Raw genomic sequence first — 23,860 nt, 5'->3', positions numbered from 1 at the left:
GTAGATTAGAATTTAATTCGCTTACCTTTGTGTCAAATAATATTTTTGATATGAACATTTTTGTAGGAAGTCTTCCATTCAGTATTGAGGAAGCAGATTTAAGAGAGTCTTTCGAGGCTTACGGAGCAGTTGACTCTGTAAAAGTTGTAACTGATAAATTTACTGGAAGAAGTAAAGGATTTGGTTTTGTTGAAATGCCAAACGATGATGAGGCATTAAAAGCTATTGAAGAACTTAACGGTGCTACCGTTCAAGGTCGTGCAATTGTAGTAAACAAGTCTGAGCCAAAACCGGAAGGTGAAAGAAGAAGCTTTAACAACAACCGTTCAGGCGGTGGTGGTGGTTACGGTGGTGGTGGAAACAGTCGTGGTGGCGGTGGCTACAGCGGTGGTGGAAACAGTCGCGGTGGCGGAGGCGGAGGAAGATACTAGTATTTTTTCTTTATACATTTACAAAACCATTCTGAGCAATCAGAATGGTTTTTTGTTTTGTTGATAACTAAAATTGATTGCTATTTCTCAAAAATGTATTTTTGTTTCTATTCCAATTGCTGCTTTTGGCTCTTGCCTTTTGCCTAATTCGCTTCAAAAAATGTATTTAATCTTCGACACCGAAACCACCGGCTTACCCAAACGTTGGGATGCACCTATTACCGATACCGACAATTGGCCTCGGTGTATTCAAATTGCTTGGCAATTGCATGACGAAATGGGAAATTTGGTCGAACATCAAGATTATCTAGTGCAACCGGACGGATTTAATATTCCTTATGATGCCGAAAGAATTCATGGAATTTCAACGGAATTGGCTCAGCAAGGTGGAATTTCTTTAAATGAAGTACTTGAAAAATTCAATATTGCATTAAGTAAAGCTAAATTTATTGTTGGACAAAATGTTGGTTTTGATGTCAACATTATGGGGTGCGAATTCTATCGGATGAATATGGATTCTCCTATGAGTTCTATGCCGGTTTTAGACACGTGTACCGAAGTTACGGCTTCTTTGTTAAGACTTCCCGGCGGTCGTGGCGGAAAATTCAAATTACCAACCTTAACCGAATTGCATCATTACCTTTTTGGCGTTCCTTTTTCAGAAGCCCACAATGCAACTGCCGACGTGGAAGCAACGACCAGGTGTTTTTTGGAATTGATTAAAAGAGAAATTTTTACCAAAGAAGAACTTGATGTTCCAATTGATTATTTCAAAAATTTTAATGAACAAAATCCGAAAGAAATTCAACTCATCGGATTAAAACATATTAATTTGAAAGAAGCTTCCGAAGCCATTCGGAAACAATTTCAAAAAGAACAACCCAAAGAAGTTGCCAAAACCGATTTGGTTGAAAATCAACAGGCATTAGTTGAAGTTGATTTTGTGCATTTGCATAATCATTCACAGTTTTCAGTATTGCAATCCACTATTTCGGTAGCCGATTTAGTAAAAGCCGCCATAAAAAATAAAATGCCTGCTGTTGCCATGACCGATATCGGCAATATGATGGGAGCTTTTCATTTTGTTCGTGATGTTTTATACCATAATAAATCGGCTGAAGCTAAAAATAAAGCTGCCATTGAAGCCGGAGAAAATCCAACCGAAACCATTATCAAACCGATTCTAGGTTGCGAATTTTTTGTCTGCGAAAATCACAAAGATAAAACCAGAAAAGACAATGGTTACCAAGTGGTTTTGTTGGCTAAGAATAAAAATGGGTATCACAATTTAGCCAAAATGTCCTCCATTGGTTTCACAGAGGGTTTTTATTATGTACCCCGAATTGACAAAGAAGTCATTCAAAAATATAAAGAAGACATCATTGTATTGTCCGGAAGTTTAGCCGGAGAAGTTTCCAATAAATTATTGAATATCGGTGAAAATCAAGCCGAAGAAGCCCTGCTTTGGTGGAAAACTGAATTTGGTGATGATTTTTACATCGAACTCATGCGGCATAACCAAGAAGATGAAAATCGAGTGAATACTTCGTTGATTTCATTAGCCAAAAAGCATGACGTAAAAACGGTGGCTACCAACAATGTTTTTTATGTGGATAAAGAAAATGCTAATGCTCACGATATTTTGCTTTGTGTTCGTGATGGTGAAAAACAAGCCACACCGATAGGAAGAGGTCGCGGTTATCGCTACGGTTTGCCCAATCAGGAATATTATTTCAAGTCGGGCGACGAGATGAAAAAACTCTTTGCTGATTTACCGGAAGCCATTTTAAATATTAATGAAGTTGTCGATAAAATAGAAATTTTCGATTTGGCTCGTGGTGTTTTACTTCCAAAATTTGATATTCCACAAGATTTTTTAGTTGCAGAAGACGAAGAGGATGCTGGTAAAAGAGGTGAAAATTTATATTTGAGACATCTTACCTATGAAGGTGCAAAAAAACGCTACGGAACTATTACCCCTGAAATCGAAGAGCGATTGGATTTTGAATTAAAAACCATCGAAAACACAGGCTATCCCGGTTACTTTTTGATTGTTCAGGATTTTATTAGAGCCGCTCGTGAAATGGATGTTTCAGTAGGACCCGGACGTGGTTCGGCTGCCGGTTCAGTGGTAGCCTATTGTTTATGGATTACCAATATTGATCCTTTGGAATATGATTTGCTTTTTGAGCGTTTCCTAAATCCAGATCGGGTTTCCATGCCCGATATTGATATCGATTTTGATGATGAAGGTCGTGGACGTGTAATGCAATATGTGATTGATAAATACGGGTCTAATCAGGTGGCTCAAATTATTACTTATGGTAAAATGGCGACCAAATCCTCGTTGAGAGATACGGCTCGTGTGTTGGATTTACCACTTTTTGAAGCCGATAAATTAGCCAAATTAATTCCGGGAATGATGCCGGGAAAATGGAGTTTAGCTCGATTTTTATCCGATTCAATCGAAGAAGTAAAAAAGGCCGTTCGTTCCGATGAGTTTGATAATATTAAAGAATTAATTGCAATTGCCAACGAAGGAGAATTAGCCGGAGAAACCATTCAACAAGCAAAAGTTTTAGAAGGTTCGCTTCGAAATACCGGAATTCATGCTTGTGGTGTGATTATAACACCAAGCGATATTACCAATTTCGTTCCCGTTGCAACTGCCAAAGATTCTGAATTGTATGTTACTCAATTTGACAACTCAGTAGTGGAAAGTGCCGGTTTGTTGAAAATGGACTTCTTGGGTTTGAAAACCCTCACCTTAATCAAAGACACAGTTAAATTAGTTAAATACAGAACCGGAATTGAACTTGATCCGGATGCTTTTCCAATCGATGATGTCAAAACGTATGAGTTATTTCAACGTGGAGAAACAGTTGGAATTTTCCAATATGAATCGGTTGGAATGCAAAAATACCTTCGTGATTTAAAGCCTACCGTTTTTGGCGATTTAATTGCGATGAATGCTCTTTATCGTCCAGGACCATTGGAATACATTCCTTCTTTCGTTCGACGAAAAAATGGCGAAGAAGCGATTGAATATGATTTAGAAGCCAACGAAGAATTTTTGAAAGAAACTTATGGAATCACGGTCTATCAGGAGCAAGTGATGTTACTTTCGCAAAAGTTAGCCGGTTTTTCTAAAGGGGATGCCGACGTACTTCGAAAAGCGATGGGTAAAAAGCAAAAAGATGTATTGGATAAAATGAAATCCAAATTCGTTGACCAAGCCGTTTCAAACGGACATGCCGCAGATAAATTAGAAAAAATCTGGAAAGACTGGGAAGCTTTTGCTCAATATGCCTTCAATAAATCGCATTCCACTTGCTACGCTTGGATTGGTTATCAAACCGCTTTTCTTAAAGCTCATTATCCTGCGGAATACATGGCGGCGGTGCTTTCTAATAACATGAACGATATCAAACAGGTTTCGTTTTTTATGGAAGAGTGTAAACGAATGGGATTGCGAGTATTAAGTCCTGATGTCAACGAATCATTTTATAAATTCACTGTTAATGATAATGGTGCGATTCGTTTCGGGATGGGAGCCATCAAAGGAGTTGGAGCCGGAGCCGTAGAAACTATCGTTCAAAACCGATTGAAAGAAGGAAAATATAAGTCAATTTTTGATTTGGCTAAACGGATTGATTTACGTGCCGCCAATAAAAAAGCCTTTGAAAACCTAGCTTTAGCAGGTGGTTTTGATGGTTTTACAACAACGCATCGTGCTCAGTATTTTCATCATGATGGGGACAATATCACTTTTTTGGAAAAAGCCATTCGTTATGGAGCAAAATTTCAGGAAAATGAAAATTCAGCTCAAGTAAGCTTGTTTGGTGAAGCAAGTGATGTTCAAATTGCCGAACCGGTTGTTCCTCCTTGTGTCGAATGGAATACAATGGAAAAGTTAGCCAAGGAAAAAGAAGTAGTCGGAATTTATATATCCGGACATCCGTTAGATGATTTTCGTTTTGAAATGAAATATTTCTGTAATTCTAAATTAGACCATCTTAAACATTTAGAACAACATCTTAATAAAACCCTCTCTTTTGGGGGAATAATTACAACTGTACAACATCGTGTGGCACAAAATGGAAAAGGCTGGGCATCTTTTATACTTGAGGGTTATGATGAAAGCCACGAATTTAGAATCTACGGAGAAGAATATTTAAAATTCAGGCATTTTATCATTCAGAATAATTTTACATTTATCAAAGTAATGGTTCGCGAAGGTTGGGCCAATAAAGAAACCGGTAAAAAAGGGGATGCCAGAATTCAATTTCAATTGATTCAATATTTACAGGATGTGTTGCCTCAATTTGCTAAAAAGCTCACGATTCAGATGAATATTATGATGATTCATCAAAATTTAATAGCTGAATTAAATGATATTTTTAAAACCTATAAAGGGGATAATACGGTCACTTTTGAAATAATGGAATTAGAAAAAGTGAAAAATGAAATCGAAATAAAACCGGTTTTAATTTCAGTTGATGAGGATTTAGATATGGAAAATTTAGAAGACATTGAAATTGAAATGGAAGCTCCAAAAGAGAATGTTAAAGTCGTTAATCAATTAGTTATGCCGAGCAGAAAATTGAAAGTTCAAATTAGTAATGAACTGTTAGCCGAATTAGAAAAAAAACAAATTGATTTTCGATTAAATTAAGTATCAATTCCACAAATACATTCATAATCAAAACTAATTTTCAATTAACATCTTATTAAGTTTTAAATTTTTAAATTTGCAGAGTTAAAAAACAAGAACGTTAATCTAAAAAAATATAAAAAATGGCATTAGCAATAACAGATGCTACTTTTGATGAAGTAGTTTTAAAATCAGACAAACCGGTAGTAGTAGATTTTTGGGCAGCTTGGTGTGGACCTTGTAGAATGGTTGGCCCGGTTATCGACGAAATTCACGGGGAATATGAAGGTAAAGCAGTAGTGGGAAAAGTAGATGTAGATGCAAACCAAGAATTTGCTGCAAAATACGGTGTTAGAAACATTCCAACCGTGTTAATTTTCCAAAATGGAGAAGTAGTTGGTCGTCAAGTAGGGGTTGCACCTAAAAAAACGTATACAGATGCAATTGATGCTTTGTTGTAATAATTAAAAAAATAAATATGAAAAAAAGGTCTGGTGTAAATCAGGCCTTTTTTGTTTGTTAAATTAATTTTCAAATAGAATCATTTTCAAATTTTCAAATTATCTTTGAGCTATGAAGATAGAAGATCAAAAAGAAATAATCTCAGGTTTTAAACACCTTGAACTACTTGCCAATCAAGTTGTAGAAGGTTTTATTTCCGGTATGCATAAATCACCATTTCATGGTTTTTCGGCTGAATTTGCAGAACATAAAGTCTATAATCAAGGCGAAAGCACGAAATATATTGATTGGAAATTGTTTGCTAAAACCGATCGATTGTATACCAAAAGATACGAGGAGGAGACCAATCTGCGTTGCCATTTGATTATTGACAATTCTTCTTCGATGCATTATCCGAAGTTAAAAGAAGGGGAACCATTTTACGAAAGCAAAATTGGATTTTCGGTTTTAGCTTCAGCTGTTTTGATGAATTTGCTAAAAAAGCAACGTGACGCAGTGGGTTTGAGTGTTTATTCGGACACCTATGAATATTATGCTCCCGAAAAGGGAAGTGATCGCCATCATCGGATGGTTTTGAACAAATTAGAAGACTTGTTGGAAAATCAAAAAGTGCCAAAACCTACAGAAACAGTTACTTTTTTACATCAGATTGCTGAAAAATTACATCGTCGTTCGATGATTGTTTTGTTTACCGATATGTTTCAAGCGGGTGAAGAAACAGCATTGTTTAATGCCTTACAACATTTGAAACATGACAAACATAAAGTGGTTTTGTTTCATGTTATTGATGAAAAAAGAGAACTCAATTTCGATTTTGATAATGCACCAAGAAAGTTTATTGATGTGGAAACCGGAGAATCAGTTAACTTATTTGCTGAAAACATCAAAGAAACGTATGAAAAAAATGTGGAATCGTACTTTAAAAAAGTAGCGATGACGTGTGCTCAAAATAAAATAAAATACGTTCCGGTCAATGTTGGAGCCAATTTCGAAAAAATTTTAACGACATATTTAGTTGAAAAACAAATGTTTGGGTAGTCACTAAATGAAGTGGCTAAAAAAAGTAAAAATAATGTTTGCAGATATAGAATTCCGTTGTATATTTGCAACCGCAATAAAGCGAAGGTTTGGTAGTTCAGTTGGTTAGAATACATGCCTGTCACGCATGGGGTCGCGGGTTCGAGTCCCGTCCAGACCGCTAAAATTTGGAAAATAAATGAAAGCACTTTGGAAACAAAGTGCTTTTTTGCCCAAAAAAGCATTGAAAATAGTTGTGTTGTTTAGGACGACCGAAAAGGAAGTCCTGGTTTAGTAGTTAGACCAATGAAAAGCTTTCCCGTTCTCGGGATAGCTTTTTTGCTTTATAGTAGTTTTTACTTTGTATATTATTCTAATGATAAAAGGTTCTAGCGATAGCAATCCAACAAAGCAATATTAATAAAGAATTTGTTGATTAACATGGAAAATCACCATCATTTTTTAATTCATAAACCTTACGGTTACCTCAGTCAATTTATTTATGAACTAAAAAGAACAAAAAAATTATTAGGTGAATTACATGATTTTCCACCCGGAACAATGGCTATCGGTCGCTTAGACGAAGATTCCGAGGGATTACTCATTCTCACTACAGACGGTATGATGAGTGAAGTTGTAAGAAGCAAAAAGGTAGAAAAAGAATACTATGCACAAGTCGATGGAATTATCACAAAGGAAGCCGTCGAACAACTTCAATTCGGAGTCTTAATTGGTTTTAAAGGAACCAAATACAAGACTAAACCTTGTCAAGCAAAATTAATTGCCAACCCAAATTTTCCATTGCGATCACAAAAAATACGTGACGAGCGTCACGGACCAACTTCTTGGGTTTCCATCACCCTTAACGAAGGTAAATTTAGACAAGTGCGAAAAATGACTTCTGCTGTTGGATTTCCAACATTACGTTTGGTTCGGGTACGAATCGGAAATTTACACTTAGACAATTTGCAATCGGGAGAAGTGAAGGAGTTAGATAGCCTTTTAGAAAGAATTTAAAAGTGAGAAATCACCTATTCAACCACCAAATCCAACCATTCAAAATCATAGCAAAACTCACCCAAAGGAAATAAGGGATCAATAATTTACTTGCCAAAGCATCTATCGATTTAAAAACTTTGATGGTTTCTACAATCATCAACCAAAGTAATAAGATTTCAATCAAAGCTAAAAATGGATTGCACATTCCAAAAAATAAAAAACTCCACAACGCATTCAAAATGAGTTGGATGGTAAAAACCCAAAGTGCTTTTTTGACTAAAATCGGAACTGTTTCCATTTTGCTCCAAATCAACCCTGCACTCACACCCATCATCACATAAAGAATTGTCCAAACCGGTGCAAATAGCCAATTGGGTGGATTGAAAAAAGGTTTGTTTAAGGTGGGGAACCAAGTGGTTATTGAAGATTGAGTTGCTAATCCGGAACCATAACCAATCGCTAAACAAACGGCAACGGCAATAGCAATTTTTACTGATTTTGACATGATTATTTTTATTCAAAAGTAACAATTCTGACTTCAAAAACAGACCTAATAAACCAAAAAATGTATCTTTGCCCAAAAATAAACGGCATGTTATCTCCTTCAGATTTTATTCCTCAAAACTATACACAAACAGTCGAAAAGGGAAGTTTTCAATGGTCGGCTCCCAGCAACATTGCTTTGGTAAAATATTGGGGGAAAATGGAAAATCAAATTCCTGCTAATCCATCCATTAGTTTTACATTGAAAAATTGTAAAACAATAACAAAACTGACTTTTTCTAAAATTGAAAGAAGTCCTAATTTTTCTTTTGATTTGTTATTTGATGGAAAACCAAAGGAATCATTCCGACCTAAAATTCAAATTTTTTTGGAACGAGTGGAAGTTTATTTGCCTTTTTTAAAAGATTATCATTTTACGATTGACACTCAAAACACATTCCCGCACAGTTCTGGAATTGCTTCTTCAGCTTCCGGAATGGCAGCATTGGCAGTCAATTTTATGAGTTTAGAAAAACAGTTAAATCCGCAAATGACAGCTGAATATTTTAATCGAAAAGCTTCATTTTTAGCTCGATTAGGTTCCGGAAGTGCCTGTCGAAGTGTAAAAGGTAAAGTTGTTATTTGGGGAAATCATGAGGAAACCGAAAACAGTTCAGATTTGTTTGGTATTGAATTTGCTGAACTTCATTCTAATTTTGAAAATTATCAAGACACTATTTTATTGGTAGATAAAGGCGAAAAGCAAGTTTCAAGTACAGTTGGACATGATTTGATGAATAATCATCCATTCGCTGAAAAAAGGTTTGAACAAGCACATCAGAATTTGTCAAAAATTAAAGATATTTTAAACAGCGGTGATATACATGAATTTGTAAAATTAGTAGAAAGTGAAGCATTAACACTACATGCGATGATGATGACTTCAATACCTTATTTTATTTTAATGAAGCCCAATACATTGGAAATCATCAATAAAATTTGGAAATTTAGAGAGTTAACAAGTATTCCGGTTTGTTTTACATTGGATGCCGGAGCAAACGTACATGTTTTATATCCCGAAAACGTTCGCGAAGAAATTTTGCAATTTATTAAGAATGAATTAGTTGTACATTGTCAAAACGAGCAGTATATTTGCGACGAAATTGGCATTGGAACTCAATTGATAATTGACAATTAACAATTGACAATTATTAAAAATGGAAAAGAAAAATGTAATTAAAGAAAAATCTTTTGAATTCGCGGTAGAAATAGTTTACCTTTATAAGGTTTTAGTTGAGAAAAGAGAATTTGTTTTGTCGAGACAGCTACTTCGTTCTGGAACATCTATTGGTGCAAATGTGAGAGAAGCAGAACAAGCTGAAAGTAAAGCAGATTTTGTACACAAGTTATCAATTTCTTTGAAAGAAGCTAATGAAACAGAATATTGGTTAGATTTGTTATATGAAACAAAGTTTTTAAATGAAATAGAGTTTCTTAATATTAAAGCTAAAAATATTGAAATTTTAAAATTACTGATCAGTATCATAAATACTTCTAAGTCAAAATAATTATCAATTAATAATTGTCAATTGTAAATTAAATATGAAAGGACCTCTTTTTTACTCAAAAATTCTTCTTTTTGGAGAATACGGAATCATCAAAGACTCAAAAGGACTTTCTATCCCCTATAATTTTTACAATGGTGCGTTGAAGGTTAGTGAAAACCCATCAAACGAAGCCATTAAATCGAACGAAAGTTTACGCAAGTTTGCTTTGCATTTAGAGCAATTGCAAGCCGAGCAATCTGAATTGGTAACTTTCAATCTAGCATTACTCAATAGCGATATTGAAAGAGGGATGTATTTTGATTCTTCCATTCCACAAGGGTATGGCGTAGGAAGTAGTGGAGCTTTAGTTGCTGCTATTTATGATAAATATGCCAATAATAAAATCACGGTTTTAGAAAATTTAACCCGTGAGAAGTTATTACAATTAAAGACTATTTTCTCGCAAATGGAATCGTTTTTTCATGGGAAAAGTTCGGGTTTAGATCCTTTAAACAGCTATTTAAGTTTGCCGATTCTGATTAATTCTAAAGATAATATTGAGCCAACAGGCATTCCTTCACAAACTACCAATGGAAAGGGAGCTGTATTTTTATTAGATTCCGGTATAATTGGGGAAACTGCTCCAATGGTGAATATTTTTATGGAAAATTTGAAAGACCAAGGCTTTCGAAAAATGCTTAAAAATCAGTTTGTTAAACATACCGACGCTTGCGTAGAAAATTTTTTGCAAGGCGATATGAAATCACTTTTTTCAAATACAAAAAAATTGTCTAAAGTAGTTTTGAATAATTTCAAACCGATGATTCCGGAACAATTCCACAACATTTGGCAAAACGGAATCGACACCAATGATTATTATTTAAAACTTTGTGGTTCAGGTGGCGGGGGTTATATTCTTGGTTTTACACAAGACCTTGAAAAAGCCAAAAAATCATTAAAGGATTATAAATTGGAAGTAGTTTATCAATTTTAATAGCTTTAAATAAAGATAATCAGGATTCTCAGTCTTGATTTTTGTGAACTATGGCATTATCCAGAAAAAATAAATTGATTTTAATGAAAATAATCAGTTTGTTTTCAGTGGTTAGAGGCTATAACATTCCGGTTATCATTTTAGCACAATATTTAGCGGCAATTTTTATTTTATCTACAGATTTAAGAGCTCTTGATGTCTTGCTCGATTTTAATCTTTTTGTCATTGTCTTTGCTTCAGCAATAACTATTGCCTCTGGTTATATAATTAATAGTTTTTACGATAGTAAAAAAGATTTAATCAACAAACCAAACAAAACGATGTTAGACCGTTTGGTTTCTCAAAAAACAAAGTTGCAGGTTTATTTTGGACTCAATTTTTTAGTTTTTTTGATGGCAATGATAGTTTCTTGGCGAGCCACGTTATTCTTTTCAAGTTATATTTTTTTAATTTGGTTTTATTCACATAAAATAAAAAAGTACCCAATTGTCGGAAACATAATGGCGGCTTTATTGGCGGTTTTACCCTTTTTCGGCATATTACTTTATTATTTTAAAATAGATGGACTTTTAGAAAATGTTCGAAACGAGAAATACTATGTCATTTTTGCTCATGCTTCTTTTCTTTTTTTACTTATTCTTATTAGAGAAATGATAAAAGATTTAGAAAACATCAAAGGTGATATGGCTCAAAATTACAGAACACTTCCGGTCATTTTAGGAGAATCATTTTCTAAAAAAGTGATTACTTTTTTAATAATATGTTCCATTTTCCCCGTTTATATTTTAATTGAAATTTATGATGTTGGTTACATGGATATTTATTTTTATGTCAGCTTTATTGTTCTTATTTTCTTTATAATGAAATTATGGAAATCGAATTCAAAAGAAAATTATTTGCTTTTACATAATATAATTAAATTCATAATTGTTGCTGGGGTTTTTAGCATAATTCTTATCAAACCATCCGTATTGATTCATGGTCGGGAGGTTTTAGCGATTTAGTAAAAAAGTCTCTTTTTATTTGATTTTGAAACAAGGCGACAAACCAATTTCGAATTCCGTATCTTTGCAAAAATTTTCAAGGATGAACAAGAAAGAGGGAAGCAACAGAAAATCAACTTCCAACAGAAATACAAAAGGAAAACCAACGGGTTTTAGTAAGCCTAAACCGGCCATGGCTAAGCGTTCGCAAAAACCTAAAAAAGTAACTACAGATACTCAACCACCGGCTGCCAAGCCAAAAGTGAAATCAGATGATATTCGTTTGAATAAATACATTGCTAATTCCGGTGCATGTTCCCGTCGTGATGCGGATATTTACATTCAATCCGGAAATGTAAAGGTGAATGGCGAAGTTATCATTGAAATGGGTTATAAAGTTAAACCCGGTGATGTGGTCAATTTTGATGGAGCAACAATTGTTCCTGAAAAAAAAGAATATATTTTATTAAATAAACCCAAGAATTTCACTACTTCCGTGGAAGATGATCGCGATATGCGAAACGTTTTTGAATTGATTAAAAATGCTTCTCAGGCAAAATTGCAGGCAATCGGCCGTATGGATAAAAATACTACCGGTTTGTTGTTATTTACAAACGACACGGACATGATACGTAAATTTGGTTTACCCAATCAAAAATCACCAAAAATTTACCAAGTTTCATTAGATAAAAATTTAAAATTTGAAGATTTAGAAAAAATAGCGGGCGGAATATCTTTTGACGAGCACCGTTTATATGTTGATGAAATCAGTTATATTGATGATCAACCCAAAACAGAAATAGGCATTAAACTTCGTACACCCAACGTAAAAGTTGTTCGGGCAATTTTTGAAAAATTCGGCTATGATGTAATAAAAGTTGATCGGGTTTCTTTTGCCGGTTTAACTAAAAAGAATTTGCCACGAGGTAATTGGCGTGCCTTAACTGAACAAGAAATCATAAACCTAAAGAATTTTTAACATGAATTCACAGGAAATCATGTCGATTGCTTATAAATGGTTTGATGCATTCAATAATCATAATTTAGAACAGTTGTTGTCACTTTATGATGATAATGCCCAACATTTCAGTCCGAAATTAAAAATCAGAAAACCTGAAACAAACGGTTTAGTGATTGGAAAAGAAGCGATGCGTGATTGGTGGAAAGATTCTTTTGATCGTTTGCCGTCTTTGAATTATAAAGTTACTTCATTAACGGCCAATTCAGATCGCGTTTTTATGGAATATCTTCGCTCAGTTGATAATGAAGAAGATATGTTAGTGGCTGAGGTTTTGGAAATTCGAGACAAAAAAATTGTTCTTTCGAGAGTGTATCACGGTTAACTAAAAAATCCCGAAATGAACAATCATTTCGGGATTTTTTTTGGAATTAACAATAACCTGAATTATTTTGACGGCGTTTCTAAACCACGTTTTTTCAAAAGCGGCTCAATGCTTGGTTCGCTTCCTCTGAATTTTTTATACAACTCCATCGGCTCTTCCGTTCCTCCCTTTTCCAAAATATTAATTCTAAATGAATTTGCTTTTTCGCTATCAAAAAGAGAGGTTTTCTTAAATTGGTCAAATGCATCAGTATCTAAAACACCTGACCAGATATAGCTGTAATATCCTGCTGAATAACCTCCGGCAAAAATGTGACTGAAATAATTTGCTCGATGACGTGGAATTATGGAAGGAATTAATCCTATTTTTTTCATGGATTCTTTCTCAAAAGCTTCGGCAGTACCTGTAATTGTAGTGGTAGAAGTATGAAAATCCATGTCTAAAAAGGCAGATGCTAAGTATTCAACGGTAGCAAATCCTTGACCGTAAGTGCCTGAATTCTCTAATTTTTGTATCAAGGCATCCGGAATAATTTCGCCCGTTTTATAATGCTTTGCATACATTTTTAATACGGCAGGATCAGCTGCCCAATTTTCCATGACTTGTGATGGTAGTTCAACAAAATCTCTGTAAACATTTGTTCCTGCTAAACTTTTATACGACACATTCGATAATAAACCGTGTAAAGCATGACCAAATTCATGAAAATAAGTTGTTACTTCATCAAAAGTGAAAAGTGCCGGAGCATCAGTGGTTGGTTTTGAAAAATTGCAAACAATTGAAATTATGGGTGGAATGCGTTTATCTCCTTCTTTTTGTTGAGGTTTGTAGGAAGTCATCCAAGCACCACCTTGTTTAGATGCTCTTGGGTAAAAATCCATATAAAGAATACCTAAATGTTTGCCATTTTTTTCCATTACTTCCCAAGCAGTAACCTCGTCATGATAAGTTGGAATGTTTTTTAATTCTTTAAATTGCAAACCATATAATTTGTCACAAACCATAAAAACGCCATTAGTAACCGCTTCTAAACTGAAATAAGGGCGAAGTTCTTGCTCATCTAAATCAAATTTTTCAATTCTAATTTTTTCACTGTAATAACGCCAATCGTAAGGTTGAACATTATCTTTTATGCCTTCAGCCAACATCATTTGTTTAATTTGAGCTTCTTCAACTTTTGCTTTTTCTAAAGCAGGAGTCCAAAGTTGATTCAAAAAAGTCATCACTTTCTCCGGTGTTTTGGCCATACTTTCTTCCAAAACATAATGAGCATGTGTTCTATAACCTAATAATCTTGCTTTTTCAGCTCGTCTATTTGCTATTTGAAGAGCAACTGCATTGTTGTCAAATTCATTTCCGTTATTACAACGGTTTTTATAAGCTTTCCAAATTTCTTCCCGAAGTTGTCTATTCGAACAATATTGCAAAAAAGGCATTACACTTGAATTGGATAGAGTGATAACCCATTTCCCTTTTTTTCCTTTACCTTTTGCGGTTTCTGCAGCAGCTATGATTAATTCTTCCGGTAGACCGGCTAATTGTTCCTTTTTGTTTACAACGTATTCGTAGTTATTGGTTTCAGCTAATATATTTTGATCAAATTTCAGTGTTAGAACAGCAATTTCATTATTGATTGCACGTAGTTTTTCTTTATCAGAGGCATTTAGATTTGCACCATTGCGAACAAATTCTTTATAGGTTTTTTCCAATAATTTGTTTTGCTCAAGCGTAAGATTCAATTGATCTTTTTGATTCCAAACCGTTTTAACTTTGGCAAATAATTTTTCATTTAAATTAATATTATCAGAATGAGTTGAAATTAATGGAGCAATTTCGTTAGCAACTTTTTGAATTTCGTCATTCGTATTAGCTGAATTTATATTGTAAAAAACTGTCGTTACCTTAGTTAAAAGTTCACCAGAATTTTCGAGTGCTAAAATAGTATTGTCAAAAGTCGGATTATTTTTATTGTTTGCAATTCCATCTACCTCCCGACGTTGAATTAAAATTCCTTCTTGAATGGCCGGTTTATAGTGTTCGTTTTTAATCAGATGAAAAGGAGGAACATTAAAAGGAGTTTTATAGGAACTCAAAAAAGGATTGCTTGCGTAAATTGGTTTCAATTCCTGAGCCTCTACTTGAAAATTTGACAAACCCATTGTTAGTATAATTAAATAAATAGTGTATTTCATTAAATGAATTATTTAAAAGAAAGCTAATGTAGTTATTTTTTAAAATTTACTTTTTGGATTAACTTATTTTTAAGACAAATGTCAGCATTGGCCGCGTATCATTCTAAATTAAATTTATTCAGAATCATTTAGGCATAATAATTGTTCAATTTTAAAATTAAATTCCTACTTATTTGATTTTTTTAATATATTTCAATAAAATGTAAAATCTTAAATAAATTTTTATGAAAACGGTTAAAGTGTTATTTATTTTTTTCTTTAGTATTCCCTTTTTAGTTTCCTGTGCTGATGATATTGATGATAATATTGTTTCAGCACCTTCTGATTTTTATTATTTAGGAGAATTACCGATTCCTTTTTATACTAATGGGAATACTGATTTTCCTTCTATTAATTGGGGAAATGAATCTGGAATTTTTACTTTGAATGATAATTATCAGGGAGTAAGTATTAATTCGTCTACTGGAGTATTATCTTGGAACGAGAATCTGCCATTGGGTAGTAATTCAATTTCGGTAACAGCAACTAATTCTGCCGGTTTTGCGGTTACCAATGTTTTGTTTTTACATCAATTTGGTGGAGAATTTACCGGAGGATATAATTCAGATCCTAGTTCAACAACGGTACCCGTTTCCAATTTAGTTATTTATTTTAATGTGAACGGAACATTATCCATTACAGATAATGGAGAAACAGGAACCGGAACTTGGAGTTTTAATCCACAAGGAGCTTTAGTTTGTGAGTACACGGTAACTTCCGGTAGCTATGAACTAATTTATGATTTGACCTATTCAGTTACTGTAAATCCTTTTTTAGAAGGATACAAAAGGCTTAATGGAAGTACAGAGAATCTTGGGTTTTCAAGAATGGATTATTAAAATACTTAGTTCATATATAGTATAAAGGAAAAACCACCTGTGTGCAGTCTAGAACAGGTGGTTTTTTTATTTTAATTTATTTCCATTAAAAAAGCCCAAACTTTCGTTTGAGCTTTGTGCGGGTAATAGGACTCGAACCTACACACCTTGCGGCACCAGATCCTAAGTCTGGCGTGTCTACCAATTTCACCATACCCGCGGTCGAATAAAACAGTTGCTGTTTCAATAAGTGGGTGCAAATATAGAGATAATTTTGAATTTTAAATTATGAATGATGAATTTTTTTAGCCCTTTATTTTTTGTATTTTTGAACATTATCATTTTTACTTTTTACAATGGACAACATAAAAAACTACGTTCAACAAAATAAAGAACGATTTATTAGTGAACTGATTGATTTACTTAAGATTCCTTCAGTAAGTGCTGATAGTGCCTACTCACAGGATGTTATTGACACTGCACATGCAGTAAAGGCAAGTCTTGAAAAAGCCGGTTGCGATTTCGTAGAATTATGCGATACCCCGGGATATCCAATCGTTTATGGAGAAAAAACAATAGACAAATCATTGCCTACCGTTTTGGTTTATGGACATTACGATGTTCAACCACCCGATCCGATGGATTTATGGACATCACCACCTTTTGAACCGGTTATCAAAACTACTGAAATTCACCCAGAAGGAGCTATTTTTGCCCGTGGTTCTTGTGATGACAAAGGTCAGATGTATATGCATGTGAAAGCATTCGAATACATGGTTGCCAATAATTGCTTGCCTTGTAACGTTAAATTCATGATTGAGGGAGAAGAGGAAGTAGGGTCTAAAAGTTTGGGTTGGTTCGTTGAACATAACCAAGAAAAATTAGCCAACGACGTGATTTTAATTTCCGATACGGGAATGATTTCCAATCAGCAACCATCGATAACGACTGGGTTACGCGGATTAAGTTATGTAGAAGTAGAAGTGACCGGACCAAATCGCGATTTACATTCCGGACTTTATGGTGGAGCAGTAGCAAATCCAATTAATGTTTTAGCTAAAATGATTGCATCGTTGCACGACGAAAACAATCATATCACCATTCCCGGTTTTTATGACAAAGTGGAAGAATTAACCACTGCCGAAAGAGCTGAAATGGCTAAAGCACCATTCTCGTTAGATAATTATAAAAAAGTATTAGATATCGCAGACATACATGGCGAAGCCGATTATGTAACCAACGAACGCAATTCCATCCGACCAACATTAGACGTTAACGGAATTTGGGGAGGTTATACCGGTGAAGGAGCCAAAACAGTCATTGCCAGTAAAGCCTATGCCAAAATTTCTATGCGATTAGTTCCAAATCAAGATTGGGAGGAAATCACTGAATTATTCAAAAATCATTTTGTGAGTATCGCTCCAAAATCAGTGAAAGTCAAAGTGACTCCACATCATGGCGGCCAAGGATATGTAACACCTATTGATAGCATTGGTTATAAAGCAGCGAATAAGGCGTATACTGAAACTTTTGGCGTTCCTGCCATTCCGGTTCGTTCCGGTGGAAGTATTCCAATTGTAGCACTGTTCGAAAAAGAATTAAAATCAAAAACTATATTAATGGGATTTGGTCTTGACAGCGATGCTATCCATTCGCCTAATGAGCATTTTGGAATTTTCAATTATCTAAAAGGAATTGAAACCATTCCGTTGTTTTACAAATATTTTGTTGAGTTATCAAAATAAACCATAGAAAAATATTCTAAAAATCCGTTTATTCAATTGAATAAACGGATTTTTTATTGCCCCGATTTGGAATTCAGTCTTCAATCTATATGAAAACTTATCAGCTAATCAGTTGTTTTTTTAACTCTCAACTTTTCAACTATTTACAACATTTTGAAACTTTTGACGTTAAAATCATACTAATCAATCATCAATCATTTTACTGAACTCGCTTCAGTAGTAAAATCATCAATCATCATGCTCAAAAAATTCTTCCTGCTTTGTTCGGGATCCGACAAGCAAATCATCGAAAGTTGTTCCGATGGCGAACAAAACAAATATGCCGGAATCGGTGCGACAGTTTTCTTTACGGCAGTTATGGCCTTTATTGCCGGCAGTTATGCTCTCTATACCGTTTTTGATAACATTTATACAGCCGTATTTTTTGGATTGGTTTGGGGTTTACTTATTTTTAACCTCGATCGTTTTATTGTTTCCACTATCAAAAAAAGAGATAGTTTTCTGGATGAATTCATTCAAGCTTCACCTCGAATTGTGTTGGCGGTTATCATCGCCATTGTCATTTCAAAACCATTGGAAATCAAAATTTTTGAAAAAGAAATTAATACTGTTTTGTTGAAAGAGAAAAATGAAATGGCCTTGAATAATAAAAAACAAGTAGCTAATTATTTCCAAACCGATGTGGATCAAAATAAAGCTCAAATGGATAGTTTGAAATCGGATATTATTAAAAAAGAAAAAGAAGTCAACGATTTATACGCCGTTTACATCACCGAAGCCGAAGGAACTGCAGGAACTAAAAAACTCGGAAAAGGTCCGGTTTATAAGGAAAAACGTGAAAAACACGATGCGGCTTTACAAGAATTAGCGACTTTAAAAACAAGTAATCTTGCGAAAATCTCCGAATTAGAATCAAAAGGGAAAATTCTTCAAGCCGACTTGGATAAAAAAATAACCGAAACACAACCCATTATCGATGGTTTTGACGGATTAATGGCTCGCATCAATGCCTTGGATAAATTGCCTTGGTTGCCCTCTTTTTTTATTATGTTACTTTTCTTAGCTATTGAAACATCTCCGATTATTGCCAAGTTATTGTCGCCAAGAGGAGAGTATGATTTTAAACAGGAAGATGGAGAACTGGCGGTAAAAAATGTACTATCCCAAAACAAATACCAAAGTGATTTGCAAAAACAAACCGATGCTTCCATTTACGATAAAGTGTATGCCGATATTCGAGAAGACAAAGGTTTATATGATTACAAGAAAAAAAGAGCTATTGAATTGTTAGAATTGCAAGCGGATGGTTTTGTAGAGAAGCAGCGAAAGAGTTTATAAATTTAAAAAGGCAATGGGAACTAAATTTCCATTGCCTTTTTTCAAATAAATACTAAATACTACGTAAAAATTATTTGGGTTCTGTCACCATCACATAATTCGTAAAATTCACCAATAGTGATGATATCCGTTACTTCATCTGACAGATCTTCTTTAGTCAATTTAAACATGTCAACAGCAAGTTTACAAGCGTAAATAGTTCCACCGCCGGCAGTAATCATTTCCAAAAATTCATCAACAGGAGGCATTCCTAATTCATCCATCTGTTTTCTCATCATGCTTGAAACAGCTGATTCTACTCCCGGTAAACCACCCAACATTGTTGGAAATGGAATTCCGCCTGGCATTTTCATAGCAGGGTTACCAGTTGTTGCAGTATGGAGATGATTCATCGATTTTTTTGTAATGCCTTCCAATCCAAAAAAGGTGAAAAACAGATTTGTTTCGATGCCTTCCATTACGGCTCCATTGGCCATAACCAAGGAGGCATAAACATCTTCCAGATTTCCTTTGGCACAAATTATACAAACTTTCTCGAGCGGTTTTTTTTCTTTCGTTTCCATTTTGAAAAATTTAAGTTAAATACAACTTTTTGGTCTTGGTATTCCTGCCATTTTACTGGAAATTTTCAATGGCCCTTTTGGAAACAAAGCATACAATTCTTTGATATCCACTATACCACTTTTTCCAACACCTCGAATTGTTAAAGCAATATCTTTTTTATGTTGGTCTTGCAAATAGGCTAACACCTCAAAATGTTTGGGAGTAACTTCCTCTATTCCTTCTTCTTTTCCAATTTCAATTGCAATTTCTTTATTCCATTGGGATAAATCTGTTAAATAGCCATTGCTGTCAACACTAACTGATTTTCCTGCATATACTTTTTCCATTTTATTATTATTTTAAATTAAACATTATTTTTAGTTAAAATTCTTTCCTGCTTTGCTCATTTTTGGTGTGATGAACGGTAGTTTTCTTGCGGGAAGCAACATGTTCCAATAAATCCATCGGAATGCTAATTTTCCCCAATGATTCAATCGAGATTCTGTCAATAAATTTAAAGGTCCAATTCCTGCGAATGGAAATTTGCCTTTTACGGGTTCATATTCGTAATTGAAATCAATTAAAAGTGCTTTTCCGTGACCAGTTTCGATAAAACAATTTGCATGACCGTCAAAGTCCGGTTTTAATTCTTTCCCGTCAATATACAATAAGATGTTTTCGGTTAATATTTCTGCTTGAAAATGAGCCACAGAACCGGCTTTTGAAGCAGGAACATTGGTACAATCACCAATAGCAAAAATATTTTCTTTCACAGTTGTTTGTAGCGTGTGTTTATCAGTAGGTATATAGTTCATATCGTCGCCAAAACCGGATCTAGCCATTACTTCATCACCCATATTAGTTGGAATGGTTACTAATAAATCAAAAGTCACTTCATCCCCACCATAATCAACAATTTTTCCATTTTCTCCATCGATGTGTTCAACGGCAAAATCAGTTACAATTTTAATGTTTTTTTCTTTAAGCAAGTAACCTAAGGCTTCTGCACTTTTTTCTTTTGTGAATGCTGCTGAAAGTGGTGTTACATAAGTTATGTCTACTTTATCACGCATTCCTTTAGTAAGGAAGAATGAATCGGCCAGAAAGGCAAATTCTAAAGGTGCAACCGGGCATTTAATTGGCATTTCAGTAATATGAACTACTAATTTACCACCTTTCCATGTTTTTAATTTGTCGCGTAAGGCTAACGCTCCTTCGAATGTATAAAAATCAAAGATTGTTTTATACCAATAATCTCCCAACATTCCTTCTACTTCTCCGGGAGCCGTTTTGGTTCCTGTAGCGATTATAAGAATGTCATACTTCAATTTTTCTCCGGTTTCTAATAAAACGGTATCGGAGTCTTTGTCTATACTATCAATTTTTTCACGAACGAGTTTCACTCCTTTTGGAATAAATTCATCGATAGTTTTTTTCACATCTTCCGGTTTGTAAGTGTCAAAAGGTAAAAATAAAAATCCGGGTTGATAATAATGTGTTTTGTATTGATCAACTATTGTGATTTTCCACTCTGATTTATTTAATTTTTTAATTAAATGGCTCGCCATCATAGTTCCGGCTGTTCCTGCTCCAAGTATTACTAAATTTTTCATTTTTTATAAATTATGTAATGTTAAATCTCTTATCAAAGTTACAATTCTATTAAAATTTACTATGTGACAATTGTTACAATTAAATATAAAAAAAGTGATTATATCTTTAATGAAGTGAAGAATTACTTTGTAAAATTGATTTGTTCAAATAAACAAAAATGAAGATGAAAAGAAGTTAATGAAAAGCGATTCCTTTGTAGAGAAACCGCTTTTCAATCTTCAATTGCAATCTGTTAGTTTGTTTGTTTTTTACTGAATTTATAGGATATACCCACCATAATTAGGTCTGTTGTCATATCATAAGAAACATTACTGCCCGGAATGGCACCATAAGGATTTGAACTTGAGGCAAACATTGGATTAAGCAATTGTCCTGATGTTTTGCCGGAACTAGTACCGTGGTGATAAACTGCATCTAAAGAAATGTTGTCTGCAGCTAAGTAACTAAATCCAAGTTGATAGGCGTTTTTAATCACTGCAGTTGCTGGAATATTAAACATGGCAACATCACTACTAATTGGGTTTGAGCTATAAGTATATCCTAAACGTAAAGGGAATTTATTCACTCCTTTATATTGAATACCGGCTGATACTATTGATATATTATCCCAACCAAATCCAGCAACTGAAGCTGTTGGTGTCCATCCTGTTTCAGAAAAACCATCTGTGTTTTCATAATCAACCATTCTGTAGTCTAAAGCAAAATCAAAATCGCTTTTGGAATAACCTAGACCAAATGATAGAATTGCTGGATAATCCATGTTGAATTTATTTGTACCGGTTGAATTATCCAAATAGGTATTTTCGAATTCGAAATCACTGAAATATTGTGCGGTTTTATAAGAAGCACCTGCTTTAAATCCAGTTCCGGAATTATAAAATAACCCAATTTGTCCACCAAATCCCGTTGCATTTGCTTTGTCAGTAGATGGATAACCTGCTTGAGAAGGATTTGCAGTTGGATTAGGCATTAATTCTAATGTTGCATAGTTAAATGTTGGTTCAATACCAATTGAAAATTTTTCTGATAATTCATAAGCCCAAGTAAAACCTACTTGTAATAACATATAGTCTGATTCAACTCTTCCAAAACCGCCCATACTTTGAGGCATATTTATTGGGTTTGTTGTGCTTTCCGGAAATGTAACCCCAAACCCGCTAACCCCGAATGCTGAGGCACCAAAGGTGTGTTTGCTTCCTTCTTTGCCCCAAACCATAGCTAATGCCGGCATGGGCGAAACACCTCGATCATCTTTTGTAGAACCACTGAAAAAATTACCGGTAGGTTGCCCTGATTCGTTAAATTCAGGAACTGTAGAAAATAATTCCGGGGAAGAATAAAACATTCCAATATCAAACTTAATGATTTTGTCATTAAAAGCAGAAATAGAAGCCGGGTTCCATTGTAATGCCCCAGAAATATCTAAAGGCTGTGCAGTTGATGCTCCTCCCATTGACATATTAAAAGCCCCAACACCTTGCATGATGTGCCCTGTTTGAGAATAAGCAAGAGATGATAGTAGAAATAAACAAACGGGTAACAAAATTTTTTTCATAATCGTAAATTTTAATTAGTAGTAAAAACAAATTTTATTGATTTGCTACTATAAATTTAAGTCATTATAATTTTTTTATTTGTAACAATTGATACATATAAAAAAAGATTATGAATTAATTTAAACTATTGATAATCAAAGCTATAAAGTTGAAGCTAAATTTTATAATTTAAATAAAATAGGTGTTAATAAAAATGATAAAAATCAGGTTTTTGTAAATTTTAAAGAAAGATTTTAGAACAAAAAAATCTCGATAAACGATAAATTCGTCGTGGTTTGATAAAATTTAAAAAAAAACAATCTAGTATAAATTTACTAATTCTAGATTATTATTTCGTTTTGTAATTTTTTTGATAAACTTTTAAAAACCAATTCATAGGAATGGTTAATCAGTTCTCGCATCATTTTATCATCCACATCACTGTTAAAAGCAACTGTATTCCAATGCATTTTACTCATGTGATAACCCGGATTAATCGCATCATATTCGGCACGAAGTTCCAAGGCTCTTTCAGGGTCACATTTTAGATTTAAAGAAGGGGTTCCGTTTTCCCAATCTTTTAAAGAGGTTAAGCAAAACATTTTTCCACCTACTTTAAAAACTAAGGTGTCTTCGTCGAAAGGGAAATGTTCAGTGACGCCTTTTTTGGAGATGCAGAAATCATATAAATCCTGAATGTTCATTTCAATAAAGAATTATTATTGTTTTTCTAAATTAGTTTTAAAAGTCACATATTTTGAAGAGTATTCACTTTCTGTTTTAGATTTGTACCCTTCTTTTTTAACTTCAATTACAATAAATGCACTTTTACTAATTTCAATTTTGTAATATCCTTTTTCATTTGTGATTAATTCAAAATTATCTTTTCCGAGATATTCATCATAGTTTTGTTTGCCACTATTACTTTCATATCTATAATTTTCAATAGTAACAATTGCATCTTTAATTGCAAGTTTTGATTGAGAATCATATACATATCCTTCAAGCTCAATATTTTTAGTGTCAGTTGCAGAAAAGAAAAAAATCAATAAATATGCAGAAAATGCTATCAAAATTCCTGCTATAATTATTAAAACTATTTTTAGTTTTCTATTCATAGTTT

The 23,860-nt window shown here is 33.9% G+C and carries 22 protein-coding genes and 2 tRNA genes; 15 read left to right on the top strand and 9 right to left on the bottom strand.

All coding sequences use genetic code 11. From position 1 onward, the window contains the following. The first annotated feature begins 50 nt into the window (after positions 1 to 50). From C0512_RS01785 to C0512_RS01760, 6 genes are all read left to right on the top strand, one after another. Positions 51 to 431: an RNA-binding protein gene (locus tag C0512_RS01785; protein WP_290858415.1), complete on the top strand. Its 381-nt coding sequence runs from the start codon at positions 51 to 53 to the stop codon at positions 429 to 431. 160 nt (positions 432 to 591) lie between these two features. Further along, positions 592 to 5,106 carry a DNA polymerase III subunit alpha gene (gene dnaE, locus C0512_RS01780; RefSeq protein ID WP_290858414.1) on the top strand — a complete coding sequence of 1,505 codons (4,515 nt, stop codon included), beginning with the start codon at positions 592 to 594 and terminating at the stop codon, positions 5,104 to 5,106. A gap of 122 nt (positions 5,107 to 5,228) precedes the next feature. Further along, a complete protein-coding gene (gene trxA, locus C0512_RS01775) occupies positions 5,229 to 5,546 on the top strand; it encodes a thioredoxin (protein WP_008255944.1) in 318 nt (105 codons plus the stop codon). A 112-nt stretch (positions 5,547 to 5,658) separates the two neighbouring features. After that, positions 5,659 to 6,585: a DUF58 domain-containing protein gene (locus C0512_RS01770; RefSeq protein WP_290858412.1), complete on the top strand. Its 927-nt coding sequence runs from the start codon at positions 5,659 to 5,661 to the stop codon at positions 6,583 to 6,585. A gap of 86 nt (positions 6,586 to 6,671) precedes the next feature. Continuing rightward, a tRNA-Asp gene (locus C0512_RS01765) sits at positions 6,672 to 6,745 on the top strand. 260 nt (positions 6,746 to 7,005) lie between these two features. Beyond that, positions 7,006 to 7,581, top strand: a complete 576-nt coding sequence (locus C0512_RS01760; protein WP_290858411.1) for a pseudouridine synthase — start codon at positions 7,006 to 7,008, stop codon at positions 7,579 to 7,581. Between the two features lie 10 nt (positions 7,582 to 7,591). Here the strand turns inward: C0512_RS01760 and C0512_RS01755 are convergent, their stop codons facing one another. Next, positions 7,592 to 8,068 carry a TspO/MBR family protein gene (locus tag C0512_RS01755; protein WP_290858410.1) on the bottom strand — a complete coding sequence of 159 codons (477 nt, stop codon included), beginning with the start codon at positions 8,066 to 8,068 and terminating at the stop codon, positions 7,592 to 7,594. Between the two features lie 87 nt (positions 8,069 to 8,155). Between C0512_RS01755 and C0512_RS01750 the strand changes: the two genes are divergently transcribed. The 6 genes from C0512_RS01750 to C0512_RS01725 all read left to right on the top strand — a co-directional run bounded on the left by C0512_RS01750 (position 8,156) and on the right by C0512_RS01725 (position 12,913). Continuing rightward, positions 8,156 to 9,244, top strand: a complete 1,089-nt coding sequence (locus tag C0512_RS01750) for a diphosphomevalonate decarboxylase (RefSeq protein WP_290858409.1) — start codon at positions 8,156 to 8,158, stop codon at positions 9,242 to 9,244. A gap of 19 nt (positions 9,245 to 9,263) precedes the next feature. Then, positions 9,264 to 9,614: a four helix bundle protein gene (locus C0512_RS01745; protein WP_290858408.1), complete on the top strand. Its 351-nt coding sequence runs from the start codon at positions 9,264 to 9,266 to the stop codon at positions 9,612 to 9,614. Positions 9,615 to 9,648: 34 nt separating this feature from the next. Next, positions 9,649 to 10,587 (top strand): mevalonate kinase, encoded by a 939-nt coding sequence (locus C0512_RS01740; RefSeq protein ID WP_290858407.1) that lies wholly within the window; start codon positions 9,649 to 9,651, stop codon positions 10,585 to 10,587. A gap of 83 nt (positions 10,588 to 10,670) precedes the next feature. Further along, complete coding sequence (locus C0512_RS01735; RefSeq protein WP_290858405.1) at positions 10,671 to 11,591, top strand: geranylgeranylglycerol-phosphate geranylgeranyltransferase; 921 nt, start codon at positions 10,671 to 10,673, stop codon at positions 11,589 to 11,591. Between the two features lie 82 nt (positions 11,592 to 11,673). Then, the gene (locus C0512_RS01730; RefSeq protein WP_290858404.1) at positions 11,674 to 12,549 is read left to right on the top strand and encodes a pseudouridine synthase; all 876 of its coding nucleotides are present in this window, start codon (positions 11,674 to 11,676) and stop codon (positions 12,547 to 12,549) included. 1 nt (position 12,550) lies between these two features. Next, a complete protein-coding gene (locus C0512_RS01725) occupies positions 12,551 to 12,913 on the top strand; it encodes a nuclear transport factor 2 family protein (protein WP_290858402.1) in 363 nt (120 codons plus the stop codon). A 62-nt stretch (positions 12,914 to 12,975) separates the two neighbouring features. Here the strand turns inward: C0512_RS01725 and C0512_RS01720 are convergent, their stop codons facing one another. After that, positions 12,976 to 15,105 (bottom strand): M3 family metallopeptidase, encoded by a 2,130-nt coding sequence (locus C0512_RS01720; RefSeq protein ID WP_290858401.1) that lies wholly within the window; start codon positions 15,103 to 15,105, stop codon positions 12,976 to 12,978. A gap of 224 nt (positions 15,106 to 15,329) precedes the next feature. Between C0512_RS01720 and C0512_RS01715 the strand changes: the two genes are divergently transcribed. Then, positions 15,330 to 15,983, top strand: coding sequence for a hypothetical protein (locus C0512_RS01715; RefSeq protein WP_290858399.1), 654 nt, complete (start codon positions 15,330 to 15,332; stop codon positions 15,981 to 15,983). A gap of 117 nt (positions 15,984 to 16,100) precedes the next feature. Here the strand turns inward: C0512_RS01715 and C0512_RS01710 are convergent. Further along, a tRNA-Leu gene (locus C0512_RS01710) sits at positions 16,101 to 16,182 on the bottom strand. Positions 16,183 to 16,318: 136 nt separating this feature from the next. Between C0512_RS01710 and C0512_RS01705 the strand changes: the two genes are divergently transcribed. Then, a complete protein-coding gene (locus C0512_RS01705; RefSeq protein ID WP_290858398.1) occupies positions 16,319 to 17,707 on the top strand; it encodes a dipeptidase in 1,389 nt (462 codons plus the stop codon). A gap of 237 nt (positions 17,708 to 17,944) precedes the next feature. Continuing rightward, complete coding sequence (locus C0512_RS01700) at positions 17,945 to 19,045, top strand: DUF4407 domain-containing protein (RefSeq protein ID WP_290858396.1); 1,101 nt, start codon at positions 17,945 to 17,947, stop codon at positions 19,043 to 19,045. A gap of 59 nt (positions 19,046 to 19,104) precedes the next feature. Here C0512_RS01700 and C0512_RS01695 read toward each other — a convergent pair whose 3' ends face one another. The 6 genes from C0512_RS01695 to C0512_RS01670 form a co-directional block, all read right to left on the bottom strand. Then, positions 19,105 to 19,608 carry a DsrE/DsrF/DrsH-like family protein gene (locus tag C0512_RS01695; protein WP_290858394.1) on the bottom strand — a complete coding sequence of 168 codons (504 nt, stop codon included), beginning with the start codon at positions 19,606 to 19,608 and terminating at the stop codon, positions 19,105 to 19,107. Between the two features lie 15 nt (positions 19,609 to 19,623). Next, the gene (locus C0512_RS01690; RefSeq protein WP_290858392.1) at positions 19,624 to 19,935 is read right to left on the bottom strand and encodes a TusE/DsrC/DsvC family sulfur relay protein; all 312 of its coding nucleotides are present in this window, start codon (positions 19,933 to 19,935) and stop codon (positions 19,624 to 19,626) included. Between the two features lie 30 nt (positions 19,936 to 19,965). Then, positions 19,966 to 21,201, bottom strand: a complete 1,236-nt coding sequence (locus C0512_RS01685; RefSeq protein ID WP_290858391.1) for an FAD/NAD(P)-binding oxidoreductase — start codon at positions 21,199 to 21,201, stop codon at positions 19,966 to 19,968. 233 nt (positions 21,202 to 21,434) lie between these two features. Then, positions 21,435 to 22,757 (bottom strand): OmpP1/FadL family transporter, encoded by a 1,323-nt coding sequence (locus C0512_RS01680; RefSeq protein WP_290858390.1) that lies wholly within the window; start codon positions 22,755 to 22,757, stop codon positions 21,435 to 21,437. 321 nt (positions 22,758 to 23,078) lie between these two features. Continuing rightward, entirely contained in the window at positions 23,079 to 23,441 is a 363-nt protein-coding gene (locus C0512_RS01675; RefSeq protein ID WP_290858389.1) for an MmcQ/YjbR family DNA-binding protein, read from the bottom strand. A 15-nt stretch (positions 23,442 to 23,456) separates the two neighbouring features. Further along, positions 23,457 to 23,855, bottom strand: a complete 399-nt coding sequence (locus C0512_RS01670) for a hypothetical protein (RefSeq protein WP_290858388.1) — start codon at positions 23,853 to 23,855, stop codon at positions 23,457 to 23,459. Positions 23,856 to 23,860 lie beyond the last annotated feature (5 nt).

This window comes from Flavobacterium sp. (assembly GCF_013822155.1).
Taxonomy (GTDB): Bacteria; Bacteroidota; Bacteroidia; order Flavobacteriales; family Flavobacteriaceae; genus Flavobacterium.
The sequence above is the reverse complement of the archived record's forward strand: the minus strand, read 5'-3'. Positions and strand labels throughout refer to the sequence as shown.